14 protein-coding genes are annotated in these 13187 nt (G+C 68.4%); 8 read left to right on the top strand and 6 right to left on the bottom strand.

From position 1 onward, the window contains the following. From AB1346_06765 to pdhA, 3 genes are all read right to left on the bottom strand, one after another. Nucleotides 1–173: biotin/lipoyl-containing protein (locus AB1346_06765; GenBank protein ID MEW6720132.1), on the bottom strand; the 173-nt coding region annotated here is incomplete at its 3' end. 33 nt (nt 174–206) lie between these two features. Beyond that, nucleotides 207–1181, bottom strand: a complete 975-nt coding sequence (locus AB1346_06760; GenBank protein ID MEW6720131.1) for an alpha-ketoacid dehydrogenase subunit beta — start codon at nt 1179–1181, stop codon at nt 207–209. Beyond that, nucleotides 1178–2281 (bottom strand): pyruvate dehydrogenase (acetyl-transferring) E1 component subunit alpha, encoded by a 1104-nt coding sequence (pdhA, locus tag AB1346_06755; protein MEW6720130.1) that lies wholly within the window; start codon nt 2279–2281, stop codon nt 1178–1180. The genes AB1346_06760 and pdhA overlap by 4 nt, the downstream gene beginning before the upstream one ends. Nucleotides 2282–2430: 149 nt before the next feature. On the opposite strand from pdhA, the gene AB1346_06750 reads away from it, so the two are divergent. The 8 genes from AB1346_06750 to AB1346_06715 are packed head-to-tail and all read left to right on the top strand — an operon-like array spanning nt 2431 to nt 10363. Continuing rightward, on the top strand, nt 2431–4113 hold the full coding sequence (locus AB1346_06750) for a methylmalonyl-CoA mutase family protein (GenBank protein ID MEW6720129.1): 1683 nt from the start codon (nt 2431–2433) through the stop codon (nt 4111–4113). 19 nt (nt 4114–4132) lie between these two features. Beyond that, entirely contained in the window at nt 4133–4582 is a 450-nt protein-coding gene (locus AB1346_06745) for a cobalamin B12-binding domain-containing protein (protein ID MEW6720128.1), read from the top strand. A gap of 12 nt (nt 4583–4594) precedes the next feature. Beyond that, nucleotides 4595–5887 (top strand): thiolase domain-containing protein, encoded by a 1293-nt coding sequence (locus AB1346_06740; GenBank protein MEW6720127.1) that lies wholly within the window; start codon nt 4595–4597, stop codon nt 5885–5887. A gap of 53 nt (nt 5888–5940) precedes the next feature. Continuing rightward, nucleotides 5941–6432, top strand: coding sequence for a Zn-ribbon domain-containing OB-fold protein (locus AB1346_06735; protein ID MEW6720126.1), 492 nt, complete (start codon nt 5941–5943; stop codon nt 6430–6432). A gap of 4 nt (nt 6433–6436) precedes the next feature. Next, entirely contained in the window at nt 6437–7582 is a 1146-nt protein-coding gene (locus AB1346_06730; protein ID MEW6720125.1) for an acyl-CoA dehydrogenase family protein, read from the top strand. 2 nt (nt 7583–7584) lie between these two features. Next, complete coding sequence (meaB, locus tag AB1346_06725) at nt 7585–8583, top strand: methylmalonyl Co-A mutase-associated GTPase MeaB (GenBank protein ID MEW6720124.1); 999 nt, start codon at nt 7585–7587, stop codon at nt 8581–8583. After that, nucleotides 8580–9557, top strand: coding sequence for a CoA-transferase (locus AB1346_06720; protein ID MEW6720123.1), 978 nt, complete (start codon nt 8580–8582; stop codon nt 9555–9557). Before meaB ends, AB1346_06720 begins: the two co-directional genes overlap by 4 nt. After that, complete coding sequence (locus AB1346_06715; GenBank protein MEW6720122.1) at nt 9557–10363, top strand: CoA-transferase; 807 nt, start codon at nt 9557–9559, stop codon at nt 10361–10363. Before AB1346_06720 ends, AB1346_06715 begins: the two co-directional genes overlap by 1 nt. Nucleotides 10364–10373: 10 nt before the next feature. Here AB1346_06715 and cydB read toward each other — a convergent pair whose 3' ends face one another. From cydB to AB1346_06700, 3 genes are read right to left on the bottom strand one after another with little or no spacing between them, the layout of a single operon-like run. Further along, the gene (gene cydB, locus AB1346_06710; GenBank protein MEW6720121.1) at nt 10374–11402 is read right to left on the bottom strand and encodes a cytochrome d ubiquinol oxidase subunit II; all 1029 of its coding nucleotides are present in this window, start codon (nt 11400–11402) and stop codon (nt 10374–10376) included. Nucleotides 11403–11416: 14 nt separating this feature from the next. After that, nucleotides 11417–12736, bottom strand: coding sequence for a cytochrome ubiquinol oxidase subunit I (locus AB1346_06705; GenBank protein ID MEW6720120.1), 1320 nt, complete (start codon nt 12734–12736; stop codon nt 11417–11419). A 1-nt stretch (nt 12737) separates the two neighbouring features. Further along, entirely contained in the window at nt 12738–13166 is a 429-nt protein-coding gene (locus AB1346_06700; GenBank protein ID MEW6720119.1) for an Rrf2 family transcriptional regulator, read from the bottom strand. Nucleotides 13167–13187: the final 21 nt, after the last annotated feature.

The following is a 13187-nucleotide window of genomic DNA, read 5'->3' as shown; positions in this document are numbered from 1 at the left end:
TTCGCCAGGACGCCGCCGGCGGGCGAGGGGATCTCGACGTTCGCCTTGTCGGTCATGACCTCGACGAGCGGGTCGTCCTCCTTGACGGCCGCCCCTTCCGCGACCAGCCACCGCACGATCTCCCCCTCCGCGATCCCTTCCCCGATGTCGGGGAGCTTCAGCTCGATCGACATTTCCTCAGGGACTCCTTTCCCTTGGCGTATATGTCAGAAGTTCATCGCGGCGCGGATCGCGCCCGCGGTCTTCTCCGGGTCCGGCAGGTACGTTTTCTCGAGGGCGTACGGGAACGGAGTGTCGTACCCCGTCACGCGGGCGATCGGCGCCTTCAGATGGAGGAAGCAGCGCTCCTGGACCAGCGCGGCCACTTCCGCCCCGAAACCGCAGGCGCGGGGCGCTTCATGGAGGACCACCGCCCTCCCGGTGCGGTTCACGGAATCCTCGATCAGGGCGATGTCGAGCGGCCACAGCGTGCGCGGATCGATCACCTCGACCCGGACCCCCTCCGCGGCGACGGCGTCCGCCGCCTTCTCGGCCACCGGGACCATGGCGCCCCAGGCCACCAGCGTCACGTCCTCGCCCGGCCGCGCGATCCGCCCCTTCCCGAACGGCACCAGGTGCTCTCCTTCGGGGACTTCCCCTTTCACCGTCCGGTAGAGCGCCTTCGGCTCGAAAAACAGGACCGGGTCCGGCCCGCGGATCGCCGAGGCCAGCAGCCCCTTGGCGTCCGCGGGGGTGGAGGGCGACACGACGACCAACCCCGCGGTGTGGATGAAGTGCGCCTCCGGGCTCTGGGAATGGTAGTGTCCCCCCTTGATTCCGCCGCCCGAGGGGGCGCGGATGACCACCGGCGCGGGGAACTGTCCGCCGGAGCGGTACCGGAGCTTCGCGAGCTCGGAGACGATCTGGTCGAAGGCGGGGAAGATGAAGTCGGCGAACTCGATCTCCACGACCGGGCGCAGCCCGTTCAGCGCCATCCCGATCGCCATGCCGACGATGCCGCCCTCGTTCAGCGGCATGTCGAGGACCCGGTCGGGGCCGAACTTCGCGTGAAGCCCCTCGGTCACACGGAAGACGCCGCCTTCGCGGCCGACGTCCTCGCCCATCACCACCACCCGCGGGTCGCGGGCCATCTCCTCGTGGAGGGTATCGCGGATCGCCTGCAGCAGCGTAGCCTGCGTCACCGGGTCTCCCCCTTTCCGGAGAGGAGGGCGTCCCGTTGCTCCGCCAGATGCCACGGCATCTCCGCGAACACGTCTTCGAACAGGCTCTCGACGGGCACCGGAGGCGCCGCTTCCACCTCCTCGACCGCCCGCTGGACCGCTTCCTTCGCTTCGGACCGCGCCGCCTCCTCGGCCGCGTCGTCGAGGAGCCCCCGTTTCCTCAGATGCTCCGCGAAGCGGCGGATCGGGTCTTTCCTCCGCCACTGCGCCACCTCGTCCTCCGTCCGATAGACGCTCGGGTCGTCCGAGGTGGAGTGGGGGCCCATGCGGTACGTGACCGCCTCGATCATGGTCGGCCCTTCGCCGGAGCGGGCGCGCTCGAGCGCCTCGCGGGCGACCTTCAGCACGGCGAGGACGTCGTTCCCGTCGACGCGGATTCCGGGGATGCCGTACGCCGCCGCCTTGGCCGCCAGCGTCGGCGCGGCGGTCTGCCGCGACACGTGCACGGAGATGGCGTACTGGTTGTTTTCGCAGAGGAAGATCGTGGGGGTCCGGAAGACGCCCGCGAAGTTCATGCCCGCGTGGAACTCCCCGGTGGACGTCCCGCCGTCCCCGAACGTCGCGATCGCCGCGACCGGCTCCCCCCGGAGCTTCGCCGCGTACGACGCGCCGACCGCGTGCGGGAGCTGGGTGGCCACGGGGGAGGACACCGAGACGAGGCGGATGCGTTGGTCGCACCAATGGTTGGGCATCTGCCGCCCCCGCGTCGGGTCCGCATCGTTGCCGTAGAGCTGTGCCACCAGCGTGACGAGCGGGCAGCCGCGCATCAGCGCCATTCCGTGGTCCCTGTATGCGGGGAAGAGCCAGTCGCCTTCCCGGACGCAATAGCCTGCGCCGACGGAACAAGCCTCCTGCCCCGAAGAGGGTACGTAGAAACCGATCCGGCCGGAGCGCTGGAGGGCGATCGCCTTCTCGTCCATCGCCCGAACCAGGTTCATTTTTCCGAAAACGGCCAGGAGCTCCGGGTCCGGAAGCCCCGGATCGTTGGCGGGATCGGCCATCCCGTCCGGGAGCAGCACGGTGACCATCGGGTATTCCTTGCTCTCCGCTTTCTTCTTCATTCGTTCACCTTCCCATTCATAACGATATCCTTATAGATACATTCTGAAGCAAGGAGTTCCCGAAAGGAACGCCCCCCGGCCCGGAAGCGGGCGGGAGGGAACCGGCATCGTATGTTACGGAACGGGCGGCCGGCGGAGGGAGAGGCACGATGTACGACCGGAAGAAGCTCAGCGCGATCGCGTCGGGGCGGCGGAGGTGGCAGGAAGATTTCGCGAAACGCGCGGCCGTGGCGAACGGGGAGCGGAAGAAGCGGTACGCCACGATCTCCGGCGAGGAGATCCTTCCGCTATATACCCCGGACATGACGCAGGACCTGGATTATTCCGGGGAGCTCGGCTTTCCCGGCAGCTACCCGTTCACGCGGGGGGTCCAGGCCACCATGTACCGGGGCAAGGTCTGGACGATGCGGCAGTTCGCGGGGTACGGATCGGCCGAGGACACCAACAAGCGGTTCCGGTTCCTCCTGTCGCAGGGGCAGACCGGCCTGTCGACGGCGTTCCATTTCCCGACCCTCATGGGGTACGACTCCGATTCGCCGCGCGCCCGGGGCGAAGTCGGAGTGTGCGGGGTGGCGGTCGACTCGCTCAAGGACATGGAGATCCTCTTCGACCGGATCCCGCTCGACCGGATCACCACCTCGATGACGATCAACGGCCCCGCGGCGATGGTCTTCGCGATGTACCTGGCCGCCGCGGAGAAGCAGGGGGCGCCGTTCGATCGCCTCAGCGGGACGATCCAGAACGACATCCTGAAAGAGTACATCGCGCAGCACTCGTGGGTCTTTCCCCCCGATCCCTCCATGCGGATCATCACCGACGTCCTCGCGTACTGCACCGAGCGCGTGCCGAAGTGGAACACGATCAGCATCAGCGGGTATCACATCCGCGAGGCCGGCTCCACGGCGGTGCAGGAGCTGGCGTTCACCCTTGCGGACGGCATCGCCTACGTACGGGCGGGGATCGAGGCCGGGATCCCCGTGGACCGCTTCGCGCCGCGCCTCTCCTTCTTCTTCAACGCGCACATCGACTTCTTCGAGGAGATCGCGAAGTACCGCGCCGCGCGGAGGATGTGGGCGCGCATTATGCGGGAGCGGTTCCGCGCCCGGGAGGAGGACTCCTGGAAGCTGCGCTTCCACACGCAGACCGCCGGATGCTCCCTGACCGCCCAGCAGCCGATGAACAACATCGTGCGGGTCGCCGTGGAGGCGCTGGCCGGCGTCCTGGGCGGCACCCAGTCGCTGCACACCAACTCCATGGACGAGACGCTGGCGCTGCCGACGGAGGAGGCCGCGCGCATCGCGCTTCGGACGCAGCAGATCCTCCTGGAGGAGTGCGGCGTGGCGAACGCCATCGACCCGCTGGGCGGCTCCTTCTTCGTGGAGCGGCTGACCTGCGAGATGGAGAAGAAGGCGCTGGAGTATATCCGGAAGATCGACGAAATGGGCGGGATGGTCGAGGCGGTCAAGAAGGGGTACCCGCAGCGGGAGATCGCCGACGCGGCGTACGCCTTCCAGAAGCGGGTGGACTCCGGGGAGTTCCGGATCGTGGGGCTCAACGCGTACAAGGGAGAGGAGGAGCAGGCCATCCCTCTGTTGAGGGTCGATCCGGGCGTGGAGAAGCGGCAGATCGCCCGCACGCGGGAGGTGCGCAGGAAGCGCAGCGCCCGCAGGGCGGCCGCGGCGGTCGCGGCCCTCGGGGATGCGGCGCGGGACCCGAAGGAAAACCTCATGCCGCGGCTGGTCGACGCCGCTCGGGAGTACGTGACGCTGGGAGAGATGTGCGACGCCCTTCGGGAGACTTTCGGGGAGTACCGCGATCCCGGGCTGTTTTGAGGAGAGGGAGCCGATGGCGATGGCGACGGCGGGGAGGAAAAAGAGCGGCGCCGCGGGTCGGGGAAAGCCCGTCCGAAAAGTCCGGATCCTCATCGGCAAGCCCGGGCTGGACGGGCACGACCGCGGGGCGAAGATCATCGCGCGGGCCCTGCGCGACGCGGGGGTCGAGGTCGTCTACACCGGCCTCCACCAGACGCCCGAGATGATCGTCAACGCCGCGATGCAGGAGGACGTGGACGCCATCGGGCTTTCGGTCCTTTCGGGAGCGCACGAGCACCTCTTCCCGGAGGTGCTGAAGCTTCTGAAGAAAAGGAAGATGGACAACGTGGTGCTGTTCGGCGGCGGGATCATCCCGGACGAAGACATCCCCGGGCTGCTGAGGAAGGGGGTGGACCGCGTGTTCACCCCGGGGGCCACGATGCGGGAGATCGTCGACTACGTGAACGGGCGCATATCACCGAGGAGGTAGGGGAGGGAGCGGATGAGGCCCGTCTACATGGTGGCCGGTGGGGTGAGCAAGTTCCAGAAGGCGCGCCCCGACGCCACGTTCCAGAAGATGGTCAAGGAATCGTTCGACTACGCAATGGGGGACGTCCCCAAGCTCTCCCTTGCAGGGATAGACGGCTCGGTCGTCTCCTACTTTTCCGACCACTTCACGCGGCAGCTGATGGCGGGGATCATGGCGACGGACTACCTGGGCATCTGCCCCCGGCCGAACAAGCGGGTCGAGGGGGGCGGCGCCACGGGCGGCCTGTGCTTCCAGGCGGCGTGGGAGGCGGTCGCCTCCGGGAGGATGAGCGTCTGCGCGGCCTACGGCTTCGAGACGATGTCGCGCGTGCCGACGTGGAAGGGAAACGAGTTCATCGCCCTCGCCTCGGACGTCAACTTCGACTACCCCGTGGGCGGGTTCTACACCGGCTACTACGCGATGATGGTGAACCGGCACATGCACGAGTTCGGCACCACCGTGGAGCAGATGGCCATGGTGTCGGTGAAGAACCACGGCAACGCCTTCCACAACCCGTACGCCCAGAAGCGCCGCCGGCTCACCGTGGCGGACGTGCGCGGCGCCGCCATGGTCGCGTACCCGCTGACGCTGCTCGACATCTGCGTGATGTCCGACGGAGCCGCAACGTGCATCCTGGCCGACGAGGAGACCGCGTTCCGGCTGACGGACCGGCCGGTGCGGATCACGGGGATCGGCACGGGCACGGACATGATGCGGATGGCGGACCGGCCGCACAGGGAGGTGCCGCTCGCACCGAACGAGAAGAAGAGCGATTACAGGAACCTGACGTACCCCGGCGTCCATTCCTTCCGCGCGGGGCGCAGCGCCGCGCTCCAGGCGTACAAGATGGCCGGGATCACGGAGCCGCGCCGGCAGCTCGACTTCGTCGAGCTCCACGACGCCTACACCTCCTCCGAGATCCAGACGTACGAGGACCTCGCCCTGTGCAAGTACGGGGAGGGGGGAAAGTTCGTGGAGGAGGGGCACCCGTTCCTGCCGAACGTCGATTACGGGCTGCAGCTGCGTCGCAAGGGGACGATCCCGGTGAATCCGTCGGGGGGGCTGATCGCCTGCGGCCACCCGGTCGGGGCGACGGGGCTCATGCAGGCTGTCTTCGCCTTCTGGCAGATCCAGGGGACGATCCGGAAGCACTTCGGCGACGGCACGCTGCAAGTCCGTGGCGCGAAGCGCGGACTGATCCACAGCCACGCGGGGACGGGGACCTACGTCACCGTGTCGATCCTGGAGAGGGGGTGGCGAGCGTGAAGAGGAAACCTGCAGCGAAGCGCACTGCATCGCCGCCGAAGGTGGAGGAAAGGATGACGGGGACGACGGTGTTCAACATCCCGTTCCCTTCGGACCTGCAGACGCTCAAGGGGATGTCGCCGATCGTCATCAAGTACCCGTACTCCGTGGAATACATCCATTCGTACGGCCAGGACTCCCCCTACTTCGCCGGATTGTCGAACGGACGGCTGCTCGGGACCCGGTGCGACGCCTGCGGCTACACCTACGCCACGCCGCGGCTGGCGTGCGCGGATTGCGGCGGGGAGACGCGCTGGGTGGAGCTGCCCAGGGAGGGACGGGTGCACACCTTCACCACCTGCTACTTCGGGAGCGAGGAGTTTCTAAAGGAGACCCCTTTCCACCTGGTCCTGGTGGAGTTCGACGGCGTGGACACGCTGCTGCTGGCGCGGCTGGTGGGGCCGGAAGGGCCGGAGGAGATCCGGATCGGGATGCCCGTGAAGGCGAAGTTCCGGCGCAACTCCCAGCTCCGGCCCACCGATGTCTATTTCGTGCCCGCCGGGTGACGACGTGAACTTCGCCCTGACGCAGAGGCAGCAGGAGCTCCGGGAGATGCTTCGGGACTTCGTGGAGAAGGAGGTCCGCCCGGGCGCGCGCGGCAGGGACGCAAGCGAGGAGTTTCCGCGGGCGCTGATCTTAAGGCTCGGCGAGCTCGGAGTCCTAGGGGCGATGGTCCCCGCAGCGTACGGCGGCGCGGGGATGGACATGGTGAGCTACGCCATCGCGGTCGAGGAGATCGCGAAAGGAGACGGCTCCCTCGGGCTGACCTTCGCCTCCCATCACTCGCTCTCCACTGCGTACATCCAGGCGTTCGGTCCCGAGCCGCTCCGGCGGAAGTACCTCCCCGAGCTCGCCTCCGGGAGGATGCTCGGCGCGTTCGCCCTGACCGAGCCCGGCTCCGGCTCCGACGCGCTGTCGATGCGTGCGCACGCCGAGCGCAAGGGGGACCGGTGGCTCCTCAACGGGAGCAAGATGTTCGTGACCCAGGGAAGCGTCGCGGGCGTGTACGTCGTCCTCGCGCTGACGGACAAGGCGCGCCCGAAGGACGGCGTCACCGCGTTCGCCGTGCCGGCAGGGACGCCCGGGCTCTCGGTCGGGAAGAAGCTCGACAAGTTAGGGATGCGCTCCTCCGACACCGCGGAGCTGTTCCTCGACGACGTCGAGGTCGGCGACGACGCGATCCTGGGCCGGGTGAACTCCGCCTTCCGGGACACGCTGACGATCCTCGACGCGGGGAGGATCTCCATCGCCGCCCTCGCCACGGGGATCGGCATGGGCGCGCTGGAGGAGGCCGTCGGGTACATGAAGGAGCGGGGCCGGTCCGCGCGTCCCTCCGAAGGGCTCCAGGGATCCGAATGGATGCTCGCCGACATGGGGACCGAGCTCGAGGCCGCCGAGCTGCTGACGCTGCGCGCGGCGTTCCTCAAGGACCGGGGGCGCCCGTACGGGATGGAGGCCTCCATCGCCAAGCTGTTCGCTTCCGAGGCGGCGATGCGGTGCGCCGAGAAGGCCATCCGGCTCCTCGGGATGGAAGGCTGCACCGAGGAGCGCCCCGTGGAGCGGTTCCTGCGGGACGCCAAGCTCTGCGAGATCGGCGAGGGGACCTCCGAGGTGCAGCGGATGATCATCGCCCGCAACCTCATCCGGGGAAGATGAAGATGCCGACCGCACGGGAGATCCTGTCGGGAGACGCGCGGGCCGCGGCGCGGCTGATGCGCGACCTGGACGACGGGCTCCCGTCGGCGATGCGGACGCTGAAATCCCTTTACCGGCACACCGGCCGCGCGCATATCGTCGGAATCACGGGGGCGCCGGGCGTCGGGAAATCGACGATCGCCGGCCGGCTCGTCGCGGTGCTCCGGGGGCGGGAAAAGACCGTCGGGGTCGTCGCCGTCGACCCGACCAGCCCCGTCACGGGAGGCGCCCTCCTGGGCGACCGGGTCCGGATGCAGGAACACGCCAACGACCCGGAGGTGTTCATCCGGAGCCTTGCGACCCGCGGGCGCCTGGGAGGGCTTTCCCGGTCCACTCTGGGGATCGTCCACGTCATGGACGCCATGGGAAAGGACGTCATCCTCGTCGAGACCGTCGGCGCGGGGCAGGACGCGGTCGAGATCGCCAGGGTGGCCCACACCAACATCGTGGTCGTGGCGCCGGGGCTGGGCGACGACGTGCAGGCCATGAAGGCGGGGATCCTCGAGATCGCGGACATCTTCGCGGTCAACAAGTCCGACCGGGACGGCGCCGACCGGGTCCGGCGCGAGATCGAGGCGATGATCGCGATGGGCGGGCATGCGGAAGGATCGTGGATCCCCCCCGTCGTCTCCACCGTGGCGTCCGAGGGCACGGGGATTTCCTTGCTGTGGGAGGAGGCGGAAAGACACCGGGCGCACCTCTGCGGCGACGGCGATCCGGTAGGGCTTCGCCGGGAGCGGGTCCGGGAGGAACTCGTGGAGCTGCTGAAATGCCGCCTGGCGGAGAAGGCGATGGAGGAGCTCGAGCGGCGGGGGATGCTCGAGCCGCTCCTCGCCGCGATGGCCGGCGGGAAGACGGACCCGTACTCGGCCGCCGGGAAGATCGCCGGGGAGCTGATCGGGGCGCGCCGGAAGGGAAGCGGGGCCCGCAAGGCGCGGTCCCGCGGAGAGGGGCGCCGATGAGCGGGGAGCGGATCCGCACCGAAGGAGAGGTGGAGTACCGGTTCGTCCATCCGGACGATTTCCGGGAGCACGTGCGCGACCGGAAGGGGAGGGCCCCTGTACGCAAGCTGCTCTCCGCCGCGGACGCCGTCTCCGCGTTCGTCAAGGACGGCGACTACCTCGTTTACGATTTCTCCAGCCTCACCCGCGGGCCGCAGGCGATGGTCCGCGAAGTCATCCGGCAGCGCCGGAAGGATCTCTGGATCGGAGCGGAGTTCACGCTGCACGAGTCGTCGCTCCTGGTAGGTGCGGGCTGCGCCTCGCGGATCGACGTGGGGTTCCTCGGTTACGGAAGCTACATCGGAAAGGCGGTGTCCGCCGGCCGGGTGCGCGTGTACGAGTGGACCAACGGCGGGCTGGCGCTGCGGATCCTGGCGGGAGCGCGGGGAGTGCCCTTCCTGCCGTGCCGCGACCTCCTCGGCTCGGACAACATGAAGTTCTCCGCGGCGAGGACGCTTCCGGACCCGTACACCGGGGATCCCGTCTGCGTCGTTCCGGCGCTGAACCCCGACGTCGCCTTCATCCACGTCCACCAGGCGGACGAGACCGGCAACGCCCGCATCTTCGGGACGAGCCTGTTCGCGTTCGAGGCGGCGCTGGCCAGCTTCCGCGTCGTGGTCTCCGCCGAGGAGATCGTCGATGCGGACGAGTTCCGGAAGGAGCCGATGCGGACCACGATTCCGTTCTTCCTCGTGGACGCGGTCGTCCACGCCCCGTTCGGGGCGTATCCCGGCGCCATGCCGGCGCGCTACGAGATCGACCTCGAGCACGTGGACCGCCTGAACGCCATCGGGACGGAAGAGCAGATGCGGGGGTACCTGGAGGAGAACGTCCACTCGGTCGCGGACCACGACGAGTTCCTCGACCGGCGGGTCGGCGCGAAGCGGATGCGGGAGCTGCGCCGCCGAGCGACGATCGTGGAGGGATATCGCTGATGCCGGAAACGGTCGAATTCACCGACACCGAGTTCATGGTCGCCCAGGCGGCCCGGCTCATCGAGGACGGGAAGACCGTCTTCGTGGGGTGGGGGATCCCGCAGGTGGCCGCAATGCTCGCCCAGAAGCTCTACGCCCCGGACGTGATCCAGCTCTACGAGTTCGGGGCGGTCGGCCCGCAGCCCGTCCTCCCGTTCGTCCGGGGGACGATGGGGGGGCCGCAGAACACCTACAGGTCGCTCCAGTGGCTCGACATGAACCGGGCGTTCGCCTTCTCCGCCGCCGGGTACATGGATTACGGGATGCTGGGCGCGCTCCAGGTGGACCCGTACGGCAACATCAATTCGACCTTCCTCGGCGGAACCTACTCCCGACCGGAGCGGCGGTTTGCGGGGAGCGGCGGCGGGAACCAGGTGGCGTCCCACTGCTGGAGGACGATCATCGTGATGAAGCACGAGGGACGGCGCTTCGTGCCGAAGCTGGACTTCCTCACCTCCCCCGGCTACCTCGACGGTCCCGGCGCGCGGGAGAAGGCGGGGCTTCCCCGTGGGACCGGACCTTACCGCGTCGTCACCTCGAAGGCGCTGTTCGGCTTCGACCCGTCGAGCCTGCGGATGACGCTGCTTTCCGTGCTGCGGGGAGTTTCCGTACGGGAGGCGCTGGACGGCATGGCGTTCCGGCCGCAGGTCGCGGAAGAGGTCGGAGAGATCACCCCCCCTTCCCCGGACGAGCTCCGAGTCCTGCGGGAGGAGATCGATCCGGGACGGATCATCCTCCGAGGAGAGAGGATGACCGCCACCGGATGACCAGCCCGGGCTAGTACGCGTTCCCTTTTTCCAGGTCCTCCGCGGAGATCTCGAACGAAAAATTGCGGTACACCCAGAACTGGTACGCAAGGACGATCGGGACGAACACGAGCGCCACGCCGAGCATGATCGAGAGCGTCAGGGGGCTCGAAGCGCTGTTGAACGCCGTCAGCGTCGCGCCCGCGGGGTCGAGGCTCGACGGCAGAAGGCGGGGGAACAGCCCCGCGACGCCGAACGCCGCCGCCCCCGCGATCGTCAGGGCGGAGCAGCCCCAGGCCTTCCACCAATCCCGGCGGGCAAGAAAGAGGCGCGACCCGACCAGGCCGGCGACGGCCAGCAGCGGAAACAGCGCCAGCAGCGGCCAGCGGAGAATGTTCGCGTAGAGGTCGGTAACCGCCGCGGTCATTCCGAGGAACGCCACTGCAACGGCCAGCAGCACCGGCCACAGCCGCGCCGCCATGCGGGCCCCGCGCTCCCGCAGCTCCCCCCCGACCTTGATCGTCAGCCACAGCGAGCCGTGGACGGCGAACAGCAGGACGAACAGGGCCCCGCCGAGGAGGCCGTACGGGTTGAGCAGCGTCAGCAGGTTGCCGTGCAGCACCCCGTCCTTGTCCAGCGGCAGCCCCCGGAAGATGTTGGCGAACGCGACGCCCAGCAGCAGCGCCGCGACGAACGAGCCGACAGTCATGCAGCAGTCCCAGCTCTTCCTCCACCATGCCGCGGTCTCCTTGGAGCGCATCTCGAGGGAGATGCCGCGGAAGATCAGCGCGAACAGCAGCAGCATCAGCGGCGCGTAGAGCGCGGAGAACATCACCGCGTAGGTCTTCGGGAAGGCCGCGAACGTCGCGCCGCCGGCGGTGAGCAGCCAGACCTCGTTCCCGTCCCAGAAGGGGCCCTGCGCGTTGAAGACCAGGCGCCGCTCCTCGTCGTTGCGGGCCACGAAGGGCATGAGCGTGCCCAGCCCGAGGTCGAATCCGTCGAGAACGAAGTAGCCGGTCCAGAGGACGCCCCAGAGGACGAACCAGATGGTCTCGAGCATGTCTTTCGCCTCCTTCAGTTGCCGGCCGCGGCCGTGTCTTCGGGCCCGCGGCGGGCGTACTTAGCCAGCAGGTAGTAATCGGCGGCCCCGAGCAGGGTGTAGACGAGGATGAACGCCACGGCCGAGATCGCGACCTGCCCGGCGGCGATCTGCGAGACGGCGTCGGAGGTGCGCATCACGCCGTAGACGATCCACGGCTGGCGTCCCAGCTCCGCGATCGTCCAGCCGAGCTCGTTGGCGATGTACGGGAGCGGGATCGCGAAGATCAGCAGCTTGAGGAGCAGCGGGGAGCCCGTCGGGTCGCGGCGCCGCTTCACGGCCCAGGCGGACAGGGCGATGAAGAGGAAGGCCAGCCCCACCATCGCGCGGAACGAGAGGAATACCGGGAGCACCGGCGGGCGGTCGGCGGGCGGCACGCTGTTGAGCCCCTTCACCTCGGCGTCCGGCTCGTAGTCCGCCAAAAGCGACAGCGCGTTCGGCACCGTCAGCGCCTCGAAGAGGTTCCTCCCGTTCTCCTCGTCCGGCCACTGGAGCAGGTGGATCGGCGCGTTCGTCCGGGTCTCCCAGTGCGCTTCCATGGCGGCCAGCTTCATGGGTTGCTTGCTCTGGAGAATCTCGGCGTTCATGTGCCCCTGCGCGACCTCGAACACGGAGAAGGTCAGCGCCCAGACGGCGGCGAGGGCGAACGACTTGCGGAAGAAGGCCGTGTCGCCGCGGCGCAGCAGGTGCCACGCGGAGATGCCGAGCACGAAGAAGCCGGCCGTGATGTAGGCGGCTCCGAGCGTGTGGACGATCTCGAGGATGGCGAAGGGCTGGGTGATCAAGGCGAGGAAGTCCGTGAGCTCGGCCCGGCCGTTGCGGATCGTGTAACCGACCGGGCTCTGCATCCAGGCGTTCGCCACCAGGATCCAGAATGCCGAAAGGTTCGAGGCGATCGCGACGAGCCAGATGGATGCCAGGTGGGCCTTCTTCGATATGCGGTTCCAGCCGAAGAACCAGACGGCGATGAAGGTCGATTCGAGGAAGAACGTCGCCGTGGCCTCGATCGCCAGCAGCGACCCGAAGACGTCCCCCACGAAGATCGAGTAGCGCGCCCAGTTCGTCCCGAACTGGAACTCCAGCGTGATCCCGGTGACGACGCCGATGGCGAAGTTGATGAGGAAGAGCTTCCCCCAGAACTTCGTCATGCGGAGCCAGTCCTCGTCGCCGGATCGGTACCATTTCGTCTGCATGATCGCCACGAGCAGCGACAGCCCGAGCGTCAGCGGGACGAACAGGAAATGGAAGTAGGTGGCGACCGCGAACTGAAGCCGGGACAGGAAGAGCACATCCATGTCAGGTCTCCTTTCCTTTCTCCATGGGGGGTTCCAGCAGGTCCGAGAAGGCGAGGGCGCCCAGGCGCTCCTCGACGCGGCGGGTCGCGTCGGCCCAGGCGAGGTGGATCGCGCAGTTTCCGGAGAAGGGGCAGTCTCCCGGATCGGAGACGCAGCGGTTCAGGACGATCCCCCCCTCCATCGCGCTGACCACGTCGAGCAGCGAGATCGCGGAGGCCGGACGGGCTAGCCGCACGCCGCCGCCGCTGCCGCGGACCGTGCGCAGGATCCCCGCGGCGGCGAGCCGGGCGACGACGCGGCGGACGAACGGCGCCGGCATCAGGCGCCGCTCGGCGATGTCCTTCACCTGGACGTTCGCCCCGCTCCCCAGCGCGGCGAGGTGGAACACGACGCGCACGGCGTAGTCGGTGTCCCTCTTGATCCCCTGCATGCGGCGTCTCCGGTTTTGCTG

The sequence above is a fragment of the Thermodesulfobacteriota bacterium genome (genome assembly GCA_040758155.1).
Classification (GTDB): Bacteria; Desulfobacterota; Deferrimicrobia; order Deferrimicrobiales; family Deferrimicrobiaceae; genus UBA2219.
Note: the sequence above shows the minus strand (reverse complement) of the source record. Positions and strands in the feature narration are given on the sequence as shown.